This is a genomic window from bacterium, assembly GCA_035703895.1.
Lineage (GTDB): Bacteria > Sysuimicrobiota > Sysuimicrobiia > Sysuimicrobiales > Segetimicrobiaceae > Segetimicrobium.
In genome coordinates this window covers 1-18,245 of sequence record DASSXJ010000277.1, presented here as the reverse complement: position 1 = coordinate 18,245, position 18,245 = coordinate 1, and the positions used below count along the sequence as shown (strand labels likewise).

15 protein-coding genes are annotated in these 18,245 nt (G+C 65.2%); 5 read left to right on the top strand and 10 right to left on the bottom strand.

Going from position 1 to position 18,245, the window contains the following annotated elements:
- Positions 1 to 27 precede the first annotated feature (27 nt).
- From VFP86_18415 to VFP86_18385, 7 genes are all read right to left on the bottom strand, one after another.
- Positions 28 to 1,158, bottom strand: coding sequence for a HupE/UreJ family protein (locus VFP86_18415; GenBank protein ID HET9001621.1), 1,131 nt, complete (start codon positions 1,156 to 1,158; stop codon positions 28 to 30).
- 83 nt (positions 1,159 to 1,241) lie between these two features.
- Positions 1,242 to 2,630 carry a hypothetical protein gene (locus VFP86_18410; protein HET9001620.1) on the bottom strand — a complete coding sequence of 463 codons (1,389 nt, stop codon included), beginning with the start codon at positions 2,628 to 2,630 and terminating at the stop codon, positions 1,242 to 1,244.
- Between the two features lie 75 nt (positions 2,631 to 2,705).
- Complete coding sequence (locus tag VFP86_18405; protein ID HET9001619.1) at positions 2,706 to 3,902, bottom strand: DUF4331 family protein; 1,197 nt, start codon at positions 3,900 to 3,902, stop codon at positions 2,706 to 2,708.
- 181 nt (positions 3,903 to 4,083) lie between these two features.
- A complete protein-coding gene (locus VFP86_18400) occupies positions 4,084 to 7,407 on the bottom strand; it encodes an efflux RND transporter permease subunit (GenBank protein ID HET9001618.1) in 3,324 nt (1,107 codons plus the stop codon).
- On the bottom strand, positions 7,401 to 8,825 hold the full coding sequence (locus VFP86_18395; GenBank protein HET9001617.1) for an efflux RND transporter periplasmic adaptor subunit: 1,425 nt from the start codon (positions 8,823 to 8,825) through the stop codon (positions 7,401 to 7,403). Before VFP86_18395 ends, VFP86_18400 begins: the two co-directional genes overlap by 7 nt.
- Positions 8,826 to 9,239: 414 nt before the next feature.
- A complete protein-coding gene (locus VFP86_18390) occupies positions 9,240 to 9,800 on the bottom strand; it encodes a response regulator (protein HET9001616.1) in 561 nt (186 codons plus the stop codon).
- A 318-nt stretch (positions 9,801 to 10,118) separates the two neighbouring features.
- On the bottom strand, positions 10,119 to 11,477 hold the full coding sequence (locus tag VFP86_18385) for a hypothetical protein (protein HET9001615.1): 1,359 nt from the start codon (positions 11,475 to 11,477) through the stop codon (positions 10,119 to 10,121).
- 326 nt (positions 11,478 to 11,803) lie between these two features.
- Here VFP86_18385 and VFP86_18380 point away from each other — a divergent pair, with 326 nt between their 5' ends.
- Positions 11,804 to 12,406, top strand: a complete 603-nt coding sequence (locus VFP86_18380; protein ID HET9001614.1) for a peptidylprolyl isomerase — start codon at positions 11,804 to 11,806, stop codon at positions 12,404 to 12,406.
- 26 nt (positions 12,407 to 12,432) lie between these two features.
- Here VFP86_18380 and VFP86_18375 read toward each other — a convergent pair whose 3' ends face one another.
- Together VFP86_18375 and VFP86_18370 are read right to left on the bottom strand one after the other, a co-directional pair.
- Positions 12,433 to 13,584, bottom strand: a complete 1,152-nt coding sequence (locus VFP86_18375) for a DUF1343 domain-containing protein (GenBank protein ID HET9001613.1) — start codon at positions 13,582 to 13,584, stop codon at positions 12,433 to 12,435.
- 215 nt (positions 13,585 to 13,799) lie between these two features.
- A complete protein-coding gene (locus VFP86_18370; protein HET9001612.1) occupies positions 13,800 to 14,297 on the bottom strand; it encodes a hypothetical protein in 498 nt (165 codons plus the stop codon).
- A 152-nt stretch (positions 14,298 to 14,449) separates the two neighbouring features.
- On the opposite strand from VFP86_18370, the gene VFP86_18365 reads away from it, so the two are divergent.
- Together VFP86_18365 and VFP86_18360 are read left to right on the top strand one after the other, a co-directional pair.
- Positions 14,450 to 15,319, top strand: coding sequence for a VOC family protein (locus VFP86_18365; GenBank protein HET9001611.1), 870 nt, complete (start codon positions 14,450 to 14,452; stop codon positions 15,317 to 15,319).
- Between the two features lie 16 nt (positions 15,320 to 15,335).
- Entirely contained in the window at positions 15,336 to 16,304 is a 969-nt protein-coding gene (locus VFP86_18360; protein ID HET9001610.1) for a kelch repeat-containing protein, read from the top strand.
- Between the two features lie 407 nt (positions 16,305 to 16,711).
- On the opposite strand, the gene VFP86_18355 is transcribed toward VFP86_18360, so the two are convergent.
- Positions 16,712 to 17,059 carry a DUF4870 domain-containing protein gene (locus tag VFP86_18355; GenBank protein HET9001609.1) on the bottom strand — a complete coding sequence of 116 codons (348 nt, stop codon included), beginning with the start codon at positions 17,057 to 17,059 and terminating at the stop codon, positions 16,712 to 16,714.
- A 122-nt stretch (positions 17,060 to 17,181) separates the two neighbouring features.
- On the opposite strand from VFP86_18355, the gene VFP86_18350 reads away from it, so the two are divergent.
- Complete coding sequence (locus VFP86_18350; protein ID HET9001608.1) at positions 17,182 to 17,406, top strand: hypothetical protein; 225 nt, start codon at positions 17,182 to 17,184, stop codon at positions 17,404 to 17,406.
- Positions 17,407 to 17,574: 168 nt separating this feature from the next.
- A partial coding sequence (locus VFP86_18345; protein HET9001607.1) for an AMP-binding protein occupies positions 17,575 to 18,245 on the top strand: 671 nt, incomplete at its 3' end.

Below are 18,245 nucleotides of genomic sequence, written 5' to 3'. Positions count from 1 at the left end.
AGAACGTTGCGCCCCACCTTTTGATCGTTAGGATGACAGCAGCGCGCGCTGGATAAACCAGACGACCCCGACGAGCGCGGTGGCGACCGAGACCCACTGCCGGAACGACGGCGCCCACGTCCGATTCCGGATCACATCCAACGTCAGATAGGCCAGGGTGACGACGAGGATCTGCGCGATCTCTACTCCCACGTTGAACCCCACGAGCGATGCGGCGACGTTGGCCTGCGGCAGGTGCATCTCCTGGAGGGCGGAGGCGAATCCGAGACCGTGTACGAGCCCAAAGCCAAACGTCACGAGCCACCGGAGGCGCAGCGACCTGCTGCCGCGCCAGACATTCTCGGACGCCACATAGACGATGCTGAGCGCGATCGCGCTCTCCACCCAACGCGAGGGCAGCGCCACGATGTTGAGGACGGCGAGGGACAGCGTCACCGAGTGCGCCACGGTGAATGCCGTGACGATCTTGATGAGCTGCCGCAGACTGCCGCCCAGCATCAGCAGGCTGAGCAGGAACAACATGTGGTCGTACCCCGTGAGGATGTGCTCGATGCCGAGCGTGACGAAACCGCCGGTGGCCTGCCACACCGGGGTGTGGCCGAAGGCGATGATCGTCTCGCGGTGCTCAGGAGTGAACACGACGTTGCGGACCTGCCCGTCCTGGAGGATTGTCGCGAGGCAGCTCGCGGTGGAGACGTTGGGGACGAAGAGATCGTAGTGAATGGAGAGTGCGGTGATCGGAGCGCGCCACGTGTACCTGAGCGCGAGCGTCGTGTGCGTGGTGGGGGCGAGGCGGGCCGGACCGACGGCCGGAGTGCCCGACCCCGGCTCGACGGTGAGGATGCCTACCTCCTGCACGCTCGCCCCACCCGGCCTTTGGTAGCGACCGAGCACGCTGACCCGCTCATCAAGGAAACGCCGCAGGTCCTCCCGGTGGGCCCGGATCTCCTCGTCGGACAGCCGGCCATCTCGGTTGTCGTCGGCAAACGCCAGGAGCCCTGTCGGCACGGTCAATGTCATGCGCGCGGTCGATCCAACCACCACGACCTCGGCCGCGGCCTGGTCGGCCCAGTGTGCTTGCGCCATCGGTGCCGCCACAGCGCAACCGAGCAGGAGGACCGCCGCCAGGACCAGACTCCATCTCCATCGCCGTGCCATCGAATTCACCTCGCCCCTTCTTCGATTTTGCGACTCCGCGCAGACCGCCGGCACGCCGCCGGGCCCGCGATCGCCTGCCACGACTACAGTCCGATCCCGGCGACCTCCAACGCACGCGCATCGAACGTCGGGTCCGCGGTCCGCATCAACCTGAGATACATGCCAGCCTGTTTCGTGTCCCCCAATGCCTGGGCGATCGTCGCCGCGCGGTAGAAGTACCGGGCGTCTCGCACTCCCCACCGCAGCGCCTGATGAGCCGCACGGTCTGCCTCTCGCCACCGCCCCGCGCGTGAGAGCGCCCACGCCAATGTATCGAACGTGTCCGGATCTGTGCGGACCGCGAGCTCTGCCCGCAGCAGAGACAGGACCTCAGGGAGGTCCTCGGGGTGGCCGCGCGTCAGAAGCAGGCGGGCCAGCTCACGCCGGTGGCCGTACGCCCCGGAGGCTTCGTCCTGACGCAGGCGCGCCTCGGCGTCGGCCCAGAACCGGGCCGCCTCGTCGCGGCGGCCCTCGATCTCCTTGGCCTTCGCGAGGCCGCGCAGGACAACGTGATCGTACACGTTCGGTGCCGCCGCCGAGACCGTAACGATCTGCGTGAGATGATCGATCGCCGCGGCATGCCGTCCCTGTCGCAGTTCGAGCACTGCAAGGTCCGTCAGCGCCAGCGGATACTGGGGGAGGATACGCAGCGCCTCGCTGAACAACTCGCGCGCAGGCTCAAGACGCCCGTGCTGATAGAGGAAGCGTCCATACAGGCTGCGCACCCACGTTGAGCTGGCGACTTCTTCCGGCTCTTCCATCGCCAGCGCCCGCTGGAAATCGGCCTCCGCCTCTGCGTCCTGGCCACGGGCGACCTCGACGAGCGCGCGAAGCGCGTACCCCTGCAAGGAGGGAGTGGTGGCCAGCAGCTCCGTCGCCGCCGGGGCCGCGGCAGGGACATCGCCCCGCGCAAGGTTGGCGGTGACGACGATCGGGAGGGCCTCCTCGCTCGGTCCCGCTCCGCGGGCGAGGCGGATCGCCATGACAAAGTCGTGCCGCGCCTCGGCGACCCGTGCCAACACCAGGGTGGCCGACGCATTGCTCATCGGGAGGTTGGCGAGCGATTCCCCCGCTGTATTCTCGGCCAGGAGGTACCAACGTAGGTCCCCAGTCACGCGGGCCATCTTCAAGTAGGCTCCGGCGAGCCCCGCGCGATCGAGGCCACTCTGGGGCGTCCTGGCGATGCGGCTCTCGTAGAAGGCGATCTCGTCTCGGAGCAGGCTCGTGATCGCGCCTCGAGGCGGGCGCTTGAATTGGTAGCGGTACGCCGAGGGCCTCGCGGCGAGGTGCGTTATGCCGAGGCGGTCGGCCGCTGCGTGCAGCCCGGGTCGCAGCCTCGGTACGGCAACCACCATAAGCGCGGTCCCGATCATCGTCACGGCTGTGGCGATCGCGAGCAGCTGCCGGCGCGGCCCCGTAGGTGTAGCGCTCATCGATATCCTCCAGGAGGTTTGTGGGTGACGGGCGCCGGCGAGAGTTGCTTGCCGGCGCCCGGAGTCCCCGAGGGGCTAGTTCGGATCCGCGAGGTACGGGAAGCTGTTCAGCAGCGGCTTGTGAGCCGTCCCCCCACCGTTCGGGCCGGTGTACGAGACGTTGTCGGTCGCAACCGCGCCGTTTGTGACGACCGAGAGCGTGATGTGGATGACGTCGTCCGTGATCTTGCGGCCGCGAATCGGGCTGCCCTTTGCGTTGAGCGCAGCCGCGTACCCGCTCGGTCCCATCGTGTCAATCCGCATCACATCCGGCAGGAACGCCACCAGGAGCGCGGTGGCGCGCTTGTCATCGTTGCCGAACGCCATGAGCGTCTTCTTTGCCTCCGCGACGATGGGCCCGGCAGCGTCGGCCTCCGGCTTGTGCCCTGCCAGCGCTGCGGCCTCGAAGTCCGGCCCGACACCGTTGAGTGCGTTCTGGTAGGCCGTGGTGGTGAGCAGGCCCTCGCCGATCGCCGGCCGGGCGAGCCGTGCAACCTGCTTTCCGCCGGTCGTCACGCTGCTCCAAGCGTCAAAGGTGGTCGCCGACGTCGCGCCCTGGAGCCATGCACGCGGAACTCTCACGGCGATCGAGAGCACGTTGTATCCGGCAGTGAAGTCATAGCCAGGCGTGCGGAACCCGACCTTGGGGCCCATCCCGAGGGCGCCGGCCCGCACCTTGAAGAACTGCTCGACGTCGAAGAAGAACGGATCTTCGCGTAGGCCTGCGAACACCGAAAGGGTACCGCCGGCTACCGTGGCCTGCGTCACGATGGGCGCCGCCGCGGCCGCGAGCGGCGTTGTCCGCGGTGTCCCCGCAGCGGTGCTCGTGACGCCATCACGGACGGCCGTTATCTTGATGGGCTGCGACCCATCCTGGGCCGGCGCGCCGAACTCGAACCGCAGCATTGCGTCCGTCTTGCCTGTCGGCGTCGCGTTATTGTCGCTGACGCGCGTCACGTGGATGTCGTACTGGGCCCCCGTGCTGAAGGAGTACTCTTGACGCGGAAGCGACCGTGGATTCACGTTCATGACGAATACCAAGTCACCGGCGCCGGCGGTTGCGTTCTGGTCCTGTTCACGGAACACGAAGAAGTCCGTGGTGTGCAGGGCCCGTCCCTTGAGGTCCATTTCGCCGTCGTCGTGGTTCGAGGCCACCAGCAGCCTGGGCGTAATCAGCATCGCTGCCAACACGACCAGCGCCAGTGCGGAAAGCCAGGGTCTAAATCGAACCATCACGTACACCCCCTTGTGTTGTCGGAAGCCGACCGCCATCCCCGGGTGGAGCGCACGATGGCAGTCCCTTCCGTCATCACGGTATTCGCAGAACGGGGGTGCGTGGATTGGCCGGCGGAGATGTCACCCTGAGGGCAATCCGACCTTCGTTCGATTCGAGGACCGTGTCAGGACGGCATGCTCATCCGGTTTTCCCTTTGTCGGGGCGGGCGCTTGGCTCACGCCCGGCTTGGGTCGAATCCGCCGGCGGTGCCGGCTTCGGGGCGATCGCCGGCGGTGCCGGCTTCGGGGCGATCGCCGGCGCTGCGGGCTCGGGAGCGGCCGGCATGGTGGGCGGTACGGGTGGTTCGGTTGGCTCGGGCGCTGCCGGAGGACGCCGGCGCCGCCATCCTGTTCCGGCCATGAGCACGTAGAGGACGGGAATGAAGAACACGCCGAGCGTGGTGGCCATGGTCATACCGCCGACCACGCCGGTACCAAGGGAATGGCGGGAGTTCGCGCCGGCCCCCGACGCGAACATCAGGGGCGTCGCGCCGAAGATGAACGCCAGCGAGGTCATGAGGATCGGACGGAAGCGAAGCCGCGCCCCGGCAATGGCGGCATCGAGGACCGGCAGGCCCTCCTTGTCGTGCTTGTCCTTGGCAAACTCCACGATCAGGATCGCGTTCTTCGCAGCCAGGCCGACGAGCATGACCAATCCGATCTGCACGTATACATCGCTCTGGACGTCCCGGAGGAACATACCACGGAGAAAGACGGCCAAGAGCGAGCCGAACGCGGCCAGCGGCACGCCGAGAATCACGCTCAGGGGGATGCTCCAGCTCTCGTACAGCGCGGACAGGAGCAGGAATACCAGCACGAGGGCAAGCGCGAAGATCAGGGCCTGTGCCCCCGCCGCTTCCTTCTCCTGCAGCGCCAGCCCCGTCCATTCGTATCCGTATCCGCTCGGGAGTGTGGTTGGCGCGAGTTTCTCCATCACCGTGAGGGCCTGCGCCGAACTGGCTCCGAACGGAGCCTGGCCATCGATTTCGGCCGCGTAGAGCCCGTTGTAGCGGGTGACGAGGCTCGGACCGGTACCCGGGGTGATCGTGGCCAGCGTGCTCAACGGTACCATATCCCCGCCGGTGCTACGGACGTAGATTCCCCGAATATTGGTCGGCATCATCCGGTACTGCGGCTCGGACTGGATCATGACCTTGTAGACCCGGCCGAAAAGGTTGACGTTGTTGACCTGCAGCCCACCCAGAAATGCGCCGAGGCTTTGAAAGACGCTGTCGACCGGGACGCCCATCGTGCCGGCTTTGTCTCGGTTCACCTGGACGTTGTACTGTGGAACGTTCGTGCTGAAGCCGGTCGACAGAGAAGTCACTTCCGGACGGCGGCTCGCGGCACCGATGACTCCCTGCGTGATCTGCGCGAGCCGATCAAGCTGCCCAGTACCGTTCAGGTCTTCGACCATGAACTGAAAGCCGTTGACGTTCCCTACGCCCGGGAGCGGCGGCAGCGGAAACGCGAAGCCGATGGCCTCCGGATAGCTGCCGAACTCGCGATTGGCGCGCGCTAGGATCGCGAAGAGCTGGGTGTCACGGGACCGCCGCTGGTCCCACGGCTTGAGCAAGACGAACATCGCGAACGTGTTGGAATTGACCGATTGGCTGAGCACGTCGTATCCACCGACGGTCGCAGCCCCTTGCACACCGGGGTCCTGGAGGATGAACCGGATGGCCTTGCGCGCCACGGCCTCCGCACGGTCCGACGACGCCCCGTCGGGGAGCCTGAAGGCCGAGACGAAGAAGCCCTGGTCCTCGATGGGCACGAAGGTCGACGGCAGGAGCCTCAGCAGTTGCGCCGTCACGAAGGCGATCAGCACGAGAAGGCCGAGCATCAGCCAGCGCGCCCGGAGGGCGCGCCCGAGACCCCTGATGTAGGCGTCGGTCACCCGCTTGAATCCGGCGTTGAACCCCCCGAGGATCCGGCCGAGCAGGGTCCGTGAGGGGGTGCGCCCGCGCAGCAGCATTGCGCAGAGCGCCGGCGTGAGCGTGAGGGCTACCAGGGCCGAGAGGGTCACGGACGTGGCCAGGGTCAGCGCGAACTGGCGGTAGAGCTGCCCGCTGATCCCCGCGATAAAGGCGGAGGGGACGAAGACGGCGTCCAGGACCAACGCGATCGCGATCACCGGGCCCGACACCTCGCGCATCGCCTGCTCGGCCGCGGCCACCGAGCTGAGTCCGTCCTCGATGTGGCGTTCGACCGCCTCGACCACGACGATCGCGTCATCCACCACGAGCCCGATCGCCAGGACAAGGGCGAACATGGTCAAGATGTTTATGGTGAAGCCCAGCGCATTGAAGGCCGCGAACGTACCGATGAGGGAGACGGGAATCGCGACCATCGGGATGAGCGACGCCCGGGCCGTGCCCAGGAAGACGAAGACGACGAGGAGGACCAGCAGGAACGCCAGCCCCAGCGTCCGCTCCACGTCGCTGAGTGCGGCGGTCACGAAATTAGTCGTGTCGAAGATGACATCGTAGGCGATCCCGGGCGGGAAGGTCTTGGCCAGCCCTGCCATGACGGTCCGCGCGCCCTGAGACGCCCGGAGCGCGTTCGACCCGGGACTCTGGAGCAAGATCACGAGCGCGGCAGGATGGCTCTTCCAATAACCATACGTGCCGTAGTCCTGCACCCCCAGCTCGGTGCGCGCGACGTCCTTGAGCCGGACGATGCTGCCGTCCGCGAGCGTCTTGACGACGACCTGGCTAAACTGGCGCGGATCGGCGAGCTGGCTGTTGGCTTTGATTGTGTACTGAAACTGCGGGTTCTGGCCGGCGGTCGGGGGCTGGCCGAGGATTCCTCCAGGGGCAACGGTGTTCTGCGCCGTGAGGGAGGAGGTGACGTCCCCCGCGGTCAGGCTGAGCGCTGCCAGCGCGTCCGGCCGTAGCCAGGCCCGGATCGCGTAGCTCCGCTGCGGAAAGACGAGATTGTCGCCAACCCCGGAGACGCGCACCAGAGGGTCGACGAGGTGGATCAGGGCATAGTTGCTGAGGAAGTCGGGATCGTAGCTGTCTTGGGGCGAGTAAATCGCGAAGCCCATCAGGAAGTTGGGGGACGCCTTCCGTACCGTGATCCCGAGGGTGTTGACGGCCGCGGGGAGGTTCCCCGCGGCCTGGCTCACGCGGTTTTGGACGGCGACCGCATCGATGTCCGGGTCGGTCCCCAGGTTGAATGTGACGGTGAGCGTGTACTGCCCGGAGGACGTGCTGCGGGACTGCATGTAGAGCGCGTTCGAGACGCCGTTGACGGCCTCCTCAATCGGCACGGCGACGTTCTGCGCGACGACCTCAGCGCTCGCCCCGACGTACGTCGTCTGCACGGTGACGGTAGGCGGGCTGATATTCGGGTACTGCTCCCGCGGTAGGGTCGTGTACGACAGCGCGCCGACAAGCACGATCAACAGCGAAATTGACATCGCGAAGATCGGGCGGTGAATGAAGAACTGGCTCAGCACGGCAGGCTCCGGGGCCGGCTCGGGGAGAACAGGCCGCTTGGAGGCGTGGGCGGCGCGGGCCGGAGCGTCGGGGCGATTTTGGCGCCGGGCCGCACCTTCTGTATGCCTTCCACGATCACGCGCTCGCCGGCCTGCAGGCCGCTCAGGACGACGAAGAAGGGTCCATACGACCCGCCGTCAGTGATAGTCCGCACGGCGACCGAGTTGTCCGGCCCGACCACGAAGACGGTCTTGGCGCCCTGCACCTCCTGCACCGCACTCTGGGGGACGAGCACGGTATTCGGGCGGTCTTCGGTCTTCACGCGGACCTGGGCGTACATGCCCGGCCGCAGCAGCCGCTCCGGGTTCGGGAACAAGGCCTGCATGAGGATCGTCCCAGACTGCGCATTCACGGCGTTGTTGACCGTTCGGAACGTACCCGGATGAGCATACACGCTGCCGTCGGGGAGGATGAGCTGGAACGACGACGCGATCCGGGCCGCCCCACCCGGATTCTGGGCGCCGGCGGCCGTTCGCTTGGTGAGGGCGAGAAACGTCACTTCACTGAGCGGAAACTGCGTAATGATCGGATCCACGGTAGACAAGGTGGCGACCTGCTGGTTCACGGCGACGAGGTTGCCCTGGTCGACGCTCAGCAGGCTGACGATTCCATCGACCGGGGCGCGCCCCTTCGTATAGACAAGGTTCAGTTGCGCCTGCGTGACGGCGGCTTGGGCCTGCTGGACGCCGGCCCGCGCCTGCTCGATACCTACCTGCGTTGAGAGCGCGGCATTCTTGACGACGGCCTCCTGGGCGGCCACATTGGCCGCCGCCGCCTTCTCCGTAGCGGTATCGTTATCTAACTGTTGTTGCGCCACGGCCCCCTGCGCCACCAGGTATCGATCTCGGCTGACTTGTTGTTGGGCATTCACCAGGGTCGCCTGGAGCCCCGTGAGCTGCGCTTGCGCCTGCCGCAACTGCACCTGCTCGAGCGCCTGCTGCAGGCCGGCACGCGCCGTGGCGAGTTGAGCCTGGGCGGACTGGAGCGCGGCGAGATACGGGCGCTGATCGATGACGAAGAGCGCCTGCCCCTGCTTGACTTCCGTGCCTTCCTTGAAGAGCACCTGCTCGAGGGTCCCCGCGATCTGCGCACGCAAGGCAACCGTCTGGAGCGCAATCGTCTGGGCCACGCCCTCATCGTAAATCGGAACCGTGCGTTGGATCGTTTCCGTCACCACCACGGCGGGCGGGGGTGGGCCGGGCGCGGGATCCCGCGCGGTTCCGCGGGACGAGGTGCAGGCGACGAGCGCAAACCCGAGCAGACCCAAAGCGATTGGGGAGACGCGCCGCATCAGCATGCCGCGCCGTCCCTCCCAGCGCACGCGAGGCTCACCGAGCGTTACCGGGATGCGTTCAATGGTTTTGAGACGAGCCCCCATAAATGCTGTCCTCCTCGTTCCAATCGTCACGTTGCTTTCGCCGCGGGATCTGACTCGACCCGCCCGAGAGATGGCTGATCAATCTATGGACGGCGGCGGAGGACGGCTAGGACATCACGCCACGAGAACTACTGCGCGGGGCAAGGTACCCCTCACGCAGGTGCGGTGCGGCACTTAGTCCGGCTGCCGCCACTGGATCGTGACCGGCTCCCTTGCGTGTTCGTTAGGGAATCGGCCGGAACGGGAAAAAAATTCCTGGGGCGGGAGCCCCGCCTCTCATCGGATTTTGACGCGGCGATTGCGCGCCGTGATCATCCCCTGGACCCGGGATGGGGTCAGTCCGCGACCCGGGCGGAGGCCCAAGGGGAAATAGCGTGCCCGGCCGACGCTCCTTGAGCCGTCGTTGCATCAGACCTACTTGGGCGCGTTACGCGGCCGGAAGGCCTCATCGGCGAGGAGGACGTCCTGTGCCACCTCCCGCATCGACCTGCGGAGATGGCGACTCCGCCGGTGAAGCAGGTGGTATGCGTCGTCCTCGCTGAGGCCTAATCTCCGCATCAAGATTCCCCTCGCACGTTCGACGAGTTTGCGGGTTTCCAGGGCATCTTTGGCGGCGTGTAGCTCGCTCCACCGGGCACTGGCGAGCTCCACCGCGGCGAGGACCTCGCCTTCATTCACGGGTTTCACGATGTATGCATACCCTCCGGCTTCCGCGGCCTCGGCCAGGAGCGTGCGGTCGCTGAAGGCGGTCAAAAAGACGATGGGGACGGGGAAGTCTGTCTTCAAGCGGCGTGCCACTTCGATCCCGTCCGGGGGAGGCATTCGGATGTCGAGCAGGACGAGGTCCGGAGACAACTCGCGAACCAGTCTAAGAGTCTCACTCCCCGAGGAGGCCTCTCCCACGACCCGATGCCCCGCATCCTCCAGGATGCACCGCACACCCATTCGGATGATCGCCTCGTCGTCCGCGGTCACAATTCTTTTTCCCGTAACCGGTAATGCCCGCCCAGCCATCAATGATTCCTCCATAATAGGATTGAACGCCGTTGAACATAACTCGGGCTGCCTGGATCTGCGGGGATCGAGGCAAAGCAGGCACGGACATCGGGGTCCACGCCATTCCGTCCAGAAACAGTGAAGCCCTCGGCGCTCCAGAGCGCGCCGAAGGCTTCATGGCCGGCTTCTCAGACGTATCCGCGGGGTATCAAGGGAGCGGACTCGCCGTCAAACAGTATATAACATACCTCTTCGGAGAGATCAAGGCGTATCCGTCCCGGCCGCCATGGCAACGTCTTATCTTAGGCGGTGACTCTGGCTCGCGAGACTTTTGCATCGGTCATTCGTCTGGTGCGGACTGAAAACAAGAGCGAGGAGTTTCGCTGAACTCCTCCCAAACGCCGCAAGACACCTTCCACTCTCCTGATCTCGATCGGTTAACACATCCGCAACCCGCGCGATCGCCGCCTCCAGAAGCGACAGGTGGCGGACGTTTCCAAGATCCACCTTCATGACGAGATGGTCGGCCAGACCGGGCACGCCGGCGCCGCCGTTGATGGGCAACCCGAGCGCGCTGGCGACCAGCACGATCCCGTCGCCGGGCCCGGAGGAGAACCCGGCCTTCGGCAGCCGGCCTGTGATCCCAGCCCAGGTACCGCGGCCGTCGGGATCGGGTTGCCGATTCCCGTAGAAGGCGTAGGTTCGGATCCCGCCAGGCAACGGATGCGCATTGAGGTACGCCAGTACCGGGTTCTGAGCGTCCTCCGGGTAGCCCCACGGTCCGTTGGACGCCGGACGCCAGAAGGGGAACGTCGGGAGCAGACTGCGGGCCGCGGGGGTCCGTGTCCACGGAGCGGCCAGAGGATACCACCCGTCGACATAAGGCATCACCGCCCCCTCGTTCGGCACCCCGACCATCACGAACCGGTTCACGAGCCGGCCCCATCCGGGTTCGAACGTGAGGTTCCACCGCGTCAGGAGGCCCCCCAGACTGTACCCCACGACATTGATACGAGCGGCGTACGTTGTGGGAAGCACGACGTCACGAACATAGGTCGCAAGGGCCCGCGCGCCGTCTTGCAGGCTGAGCCTCCGGGAGGGATACGTGAACCAGAACAGGGTGGGCGACGGCGCCGCAGCACGATAGCCCCGCTGTTCGAGAACCGTCATGATCGCCGGGCCCGGCGTCCCGGTCATATCGTTCAGGTAGCCGGGGACGATGATGGTGGGCAAGAGCAGCACGCCCATCTGTCGAGCGGTGGCCACCTCATCGCCCTGGCGCACCGTCACCTCGATGACTGCGGGCATGTTGTCCTCGAGCGGGGGCACCGGCGTGAACTCTCCCACGGACGCGTCGCCCCCGATTCGAATCCGGCCCGCCGGCAGATCAATGAACGTGGGGATGCGGGAGGCGATCACCGGCAGAGCCTGCCCTTGGATCGGTTGGCCGTTCAGCGTGGCATTGCTCTGGATGGTGGGATGGAGTTCGGGATGGAGCCCCGCGATCGTGACATCGACCCGCACCCGCCCGTGCCCGACCATCTGGGGGCGCGAGAGGCGCACGGTCAATGGGACCGCGGCGTGGCCGGGCGCGACGAACAGCGACGCCGCTAGGGCGGCACTCAGGATTGTTGAGAGGATGGCTCTGCGCATCATCGGGTCTTCCTCCCCCGCGGTTATACCGGCATCCTAGACGACGGAGGACGATGGGGCGATGAAGCGGTTCACAAACCTCCCGGGCCTCGGCGGCCCATTCGAGCGGCCTATCCTGGAATAGCCGCGACGAGGGATTTGCCTTTCGTCCACGAAAATGACACCCGGACATTTTCTGATCGTGATCGCTCGTTCCGCCGTTGTCTGGTCACGCGCTGGGAGGATGACAGTGACGTATGCAAGCCTCGTCGTTTCGACACACGCATGAAGCGCGATGCTGCGGCGTGCTCATGATGTTTTTCCTGTTTCTGACCCTTGCCGCACCGGCCATGGCCGCAAGCAACAGCGCTGTCCGTCCCACGGCCATCATTCACACCACGGCGGGCGATCTGAGATGCGAGCTGTTCCCTGACAAGGCTCCCAAGACGGTCGCCAATTTTATTGGTCTAGCTACAGGCAAGAAGGACTGGATCCACCCCGGCACCCGCAAAGTTGAACACAACCATCCGTTTTATGACGGGGTCATTTTCCATCGCGTCATCCCGGAGTTCATGATCCAGGGCGGCGATCCGCTGGGGACGGGTACAGGAGGCCCGGGGTACAAATTTGAAGACGAACTGCATGCCGACCTGCTCTTTGATCGTCCAGGGCGTCTTGCCATGGCGAATGCCGGCCCCAACACGAACGGCTCGCAATTCTTCATCACGGAAAAAGCACAGCCTGGCCTGAACCCTTGTCTTGACGAGGGCGGATGTCAGCGGGGGTCCCGCCTCGTTCCCAAAGGAACCGGCTATACCATCTTTGGCCAGTGCGATGAAAATTCTGTGGAGCTCGTGAAGCGGATCGCGCGCATGCCGCGCGATCCGGGCGACCGGCCACTCGACCCAGTGAAGATCAGGCATATTGACATCCTGGCCGCCGGCCGACCGTGATCCGGGTTTCCGACTGATCCGAACGGTCAGCGGTACAGCAGGTATTGAGTTCTGATCCTCTGGAAGTCCGTGAGCTTCGGCTGCCAGTCTGCCTCGATCTGCTGCGGCACCTTCCCCGCGGTGAGGTCCCGCCGGACCTGGTCGGTGCCCATCTCCAAATCGAAGGTGTACCGGTCCCCATGCGCCGCGCCCCACTCGAACTCGTCCGGATAGAGTCGCACCACGGCGTCAAGGATTTGCATCATGAGATGCACCGGGCGATAGGCTGTTCGATCAATCACACGGATTTCGACGCCCCCGTACTCGAATCCACTTGCGGACGGGCATGGCGCCCCCCGCCAGTAGGCTTCCCGGAAGGCGACCCCCCCGGGATGACGGGCCTCTAGTGCCGCTCGGAGGCGCCACGGCTGAGCGTAGGCCGCGCCGACAAACTCAAATGGTTTTGTGGTGCCCACTCCTACCGAAAGGTTGGTGTCGCCAACCGGCCCCAGGGCCGGGTACAAGATCGCCGTTTGGAAGTGTGGAATGTTGGGGGAAGTGATCACCCAGGGGAGTTCGGTGTCGTCAAACCACATCGACCGCTGCCAGCCGTCCATTGGGACGACGAGAAGATCGGCACCGATGCCGTATTCGTTGTTGAAGAGTTGGGCCAGCTCTCCGATCGTCATCCCGTGCATGATGGGAATGGGATACATGCCGATGAACGAGCTCCAGGGTGGATCCAGAACAGGGCCCCCCACCATCTGTCCTCCTAATGGGTTGGGCCGATCGAGGACGACGAAACGGATCCCGCTCCCCGCCGCTGCCTTCATGGCCAACGCCATGGTTGAGATGTACGTGTAGAAACGGGCACCAATGTCTTGAATGTCGAAGATGAGTGCGTCAAGGCCGTCGAGCATAGCCGGAGTCGGGCCCTTCGCGTCGCCGTAGAGACTGTAGACCGGAAGCCCAGTCCTGGCGTCCACGGTATCTGGGATGGTGTCGCCGGCGTTTCCGCGGATACTGTGTTCCGGCCCAAAAAGCGCGACGAGATGGGGGTCGCGGCGTGCCGCCAAGAGGTCCACGGTACTCCGGAAGTTGGGATCAACGCCGCTCGGGTTCGTAATGAGCCCCACACGCTTGCCGCGCAGCGCGGCAGGGGGATTCCTGATGAACACCTCGAGTCCCGTCCGCACCATTCCGTTGACCTCCGCCTTTGGAGGAGCGGGATGGATAGCGGGGGATGTCAATCCCATCACCCCGGCCGAGTGCAGGAATTGACGCCGAGTCAGGCGATCCCACCGGCTCGTCACCGCCGGCACTCCGTCGAACCTACAGGACGCTCGATAGAATCACCCGGCCGTGGAGCTCTTACCGTAAGAGGGGCGTGGGCGCTACCGGTGTACCTCGTTCTTCACCTAGACGGCAATGCGTAGACGGTGATCGGAATGACAGGGGTTCCGTAAGAGGACGTGCCCGAGCTCCCCTTCACAGGAGACGCGAGCAGCGTGCTGAGGAGTTGTTGGAGGCCGACGGTCGTATTCTGGGCCGGATTCGGCCCAGGGATCACGAGTTGAAGTTGTGTGAATGTCGGTCCCGACAGGGGCACCACCAATGAGCCGGTGGCCGGCGTCGGCGTCAGGAGCATGATGTTCGCGAGGGCTGGGCCGGGCGCGTTGGGGGTCGTCGGGACCGGCACGGTGAGCCCGCCCCGCGGCGCGACGAGGGACGGACTGGAGGGTGCCACCAGGGGAGCCACAACGGGGGCCGGCGCGAAGATGATGATCCCTCCACCCACCGTTCCCGCAGGGGATGGCACATCCGCGAATGCTGCCGGGGTTTGGACGAGCCCGACCGCGAACGTCGCAACAACAGCTACGCCGGTCAGCACACCCATTCTTCCCTTTAGCATCTGAGTGACTCCTTTCATCACACATTATATCACTTGGACGCGAAGTTCACTCCACCTCTGGTCCTCGATGGTGCAGGGTCACGGGAGGACCGCGCAAATCTCGGACCGAATCCATCACTTCGCCTGTGAGCGAGGAGTCTGTCGACACCAACATGAGCTCTCGAGTCGCTTCGCACGCCGGTACCGCATTCCGCCTGCCGGCCGCGTCCGTTCTGCGCGGGCTTGCGCTGCGGGTCCGGGATCTTGAAGCAGTCCTGCCCTTCTACTCCGAATCCCTTGGGATGCCCGTCCGCAAGCGGGACGCCAGCCGCGTCGAGTTGGCGCCGAACGGGAGGGCGCTCACGCTCGAACTCGTCCACGACCCCGGAGCACCCAAGCATATCCACCCGTCCATCGGGCTCTACCACTTCGCGCTCCTGCAGCCCGATCGCGCCTCCCTTGCCGCCGTGATCCGCCGGTTTCTCGAAGCGAAGAGGCGGATCGACGGCGCCAGCGACCACGGGGTATCCGAAGCGGTGTATCTCAGGGATCCTGAGGGGAACGGGATCGAGCTCTACCGGGACCGCCCCAAGGACGCATGGTCCGTCGGTCCCAGCGGGGTTGAGATGGTGACCAAGCCGTTGGACATGGCCGGCCTGCTCCGGGAAACGGAAGCGTCGGGTCCGCTTTCCCCCGCAACGCGATTTGGTCACATCCACCTGCACGTCGGGGATCTAGCCGAGGGGGAACGCTTCTATGCGGGCGGGCTGGGCTTGGACGTGACGCAGCGCTCGTACCCCGGGGCGCTGTTTCTCTCTGTGGGAGGCTACCATCACCATGTTGGCCTCAACACGTGGGCGCAAGGCCGGCGCTCACCAGAAGGGGCAACCGGCCTGATGCGGTACGCGTGGGCCATCCCGGCCGACATGCTCGAGCCGCTTCGGGCGCACCTGCGCGATCGCCGTGTGCCATTCGAAGATGCCGGGAAGGCCATCGCGGTCACTGATCCCTCGGGCGTCCGCGTTGACGTGCTCGAAGCGTAGCCCGAGGATCGCACCAATGACGCGCCGGGCCTTCCTCGCCGGGGGAGTGGCCTGGGGATGGTCGGGCGCCGCACTGGCCGGCACGCCGGCCGCGAACGCTGCCACGCCGTCTGGGCGAGGCCGGTGGCTTACCAAGGCACCGCTCTCACTGGCCCGCGCCGAGGTCGGAGTGGCCACAGCCGGCGGGAAGGTCTATGTGCTCGGCGGCTATGCCGGCGGCCGTGTGGACCAGCCCTTCAATCAAGAGTACGATGCGGCCTCAAACACATGGCGGGATCGTGCCCCCATGCCCCGCGGATTGAATCATGTCGTCACGGTGGGGTTCAACGGCAGGGTGTACGCCTTCGGAGGCTTCATCGAGCAGAACCGAAACGCCGTGGCCGATGCCAATGAGTATGACGTCGCGCAGGACCGGTGGCGGGCGCTCGCACCTCTTCCGCAGAAGCTCGGCGCCGCCGCCGCGGTGGAGCTTGGGGGGAAGCTCCACATCATCGGCGGCCGGGACGTGGTCAGCGTCGGGGTCCACCAAGTCTATGATCCCACGACGAACGCGTGGGCCCAGCGCGCGCCGCTGCCGGAGGGCCGCGATCACCTGGGGCTGGTCGTGGTGGGGGGGAGGATTCACGCGATCGGCGGCCGGTTCAACACCTTTGAATACAACACGAGCCTGCACGACATGTATGATTCGTCCGGCGATTCCTGGCTGCCGCGGGCTCCGCTGCCCACCTCGCGCAGCGGCGTGGCCGCGGCCGTCCTCAATGGATGGATCTTCGTGTTCGGCGGCGAGCGGGCCGGCGGCGTATTTTCGGAGAACGAGGCGTACGACCCGACCACGGACCGGTGGACGACGATGCAGCCGATGCTGACGCCTCGTCACGGGACGGGCGCGGCAACCGTGGGCAACGCCATCTGCATCCCCGCGGGAGGACTGGTCAACGGGGGGAGCCGCCCATCGACCGTCAACGAGATGTTCACATTGCCGTGACGGCGCGTCTATCCCGCGAGCGTCATCGGGGACCGTCTCGTTCTTCGTCGTCGAGCCGATTACGCAGATATAAAAAGGCGTAGATCCGTCCGGCCGACCAGAAGATGGAATCCGGGAACTCTTCGTCCCGATAGCTTCCGGGAGCCGTTTTGCCGGGATCGAGCGGAAATGCATGGCAGCGCAAGCAGTAGAACTGCCCGCGGACCCTTCCAACGCGATGGTTGCATCTGGGACAGTGTCCTAGCAGCAACTGCATGTCTTCTCGCCGCGTGATGGAGTCGAGGTCACCACGAGTCCGCCTCGCCTGTCTAGATGGGTGCCCTTTTGCCTCTGTATATAGGACGTCACAGAGGCGCAGCAGGGAGGGACTTCAGAGCCGAAGGGAGCGCTTCGACGCGGCGGGGGTCTTACATGGAATACCGCTGCGCCCAATCGCTCACAATGGGAATCGTAAACGGCTTGGCATTGTACGTTTGGATCGCATAGTAGATGGACGAAATGATAAACGCGGGCCAGAGGAGGGGGGCGAAGAAGAACAGCCAGTGGAGGAGTGGCAGGCTGGCCACGATCCCCCATCCGAACAAAAGGATGACCCAGGCAATCGCCCAAAAGAGCGCAAGCCACCCGTGATGCCGCATGAACGGATCCTTTTTGATGTCCGTCAAGACGATGACGAGGGCGATGATCCATATCGGATACGCGAGGGCCGCAAGGATCCGATCAGACTGATTCGGCAGCGGGGGCTCAGCGCTCATGTTCCAGGGGTACGGGGCCGGCCGTCGTGGTTCCTCTCATCGAGACCGGCAGTAGACGATGACGGCTGCCCGTCTGATTTCCTGCGAAGCGGGGCAATACAGGTAGACGAAGGCATATGGATGTGCACATTACCCTCCCACCATGGGCCGCGGGATTTTACGCGGCGCTCGCAGAGAGCAAAGGGGTGTCCCTGCAAGAGGCCGCGAGGGACGGTCTCCTCGCCATCGCGGAATTGATCCTCCGGGAAGGCGGATGGGACGAAGGCGGCGTCAGATGGATGCTGGAGACTCCTCCGGAACGGCGCGGAGCGAGCATCGCACAGATGGCCGAAGGTAAAGAGAAGTAATCACCGGTCCCCGCCCCACCGCCTCAGCGCACCACGCCCCATCGAGCCACCGTTTGCTCGCCACCGATAGCCGGCAGGATTCTCTCGATGCGCCCAAGGAAGGGATGTGAGCGGCAGACACGTCCCCGCGCCCGATTGTTGGGAACTTGCGCGTGAAGGAGAAGGTTCGTGAATATCGCCCAGCATGTCGAGCGCGCGGCGAGATTCTTCCCCGACCATCCCGCGATCCTGTTCGAAGGGACGTCCATCGGCTATGCCGATCTGAACACCGGAGCCAACCGGCTTGCGAGCGCGCTCAGGGCGCACGGCGTGGAGGCGGGCGACCGCGTGGCGTTGTACCTCCCGAACACCCCGGCATTCGCGCTGTGCTACGTCGCGGCATTGAAATCGGGGGCCGTGGTCGTGTCGATCAATGCCCTCTTCAAGTCGGATGAAGTCAAGTACATTCTCAACGACTCGGGCTCGAAGATGCTGTTCACCGTTGGCGATCTCCTTCCCAACATTCCTCGCGGGGAATGCCCCGCGCTGGAGGCCGTGATCGTGTGCGCAGGCGACCCTGGGGGCAACGTCCTCTTGGATGGCTGGATGGCCCAAGGGACCGCTGAGGTCGGGGCTCTGGAGATGCACCCGGATGCCCCTGCCGTCCTGCTGTATACCTCGGGCACGACGGGGTTTCCCAAGGGCACCGTCTTGACGCACGGGAACGTCGTGTCCAACATGTATGCGACGGTCCACCACGCGGGTTTCACGCGGCGGGATCGCTTGGCCTTGTTCCTCCCGCTGTTTCACGTCTTCGGCCAGAACTTCATCATGAACGCGGGCTTCACGGCCTGCGCGAC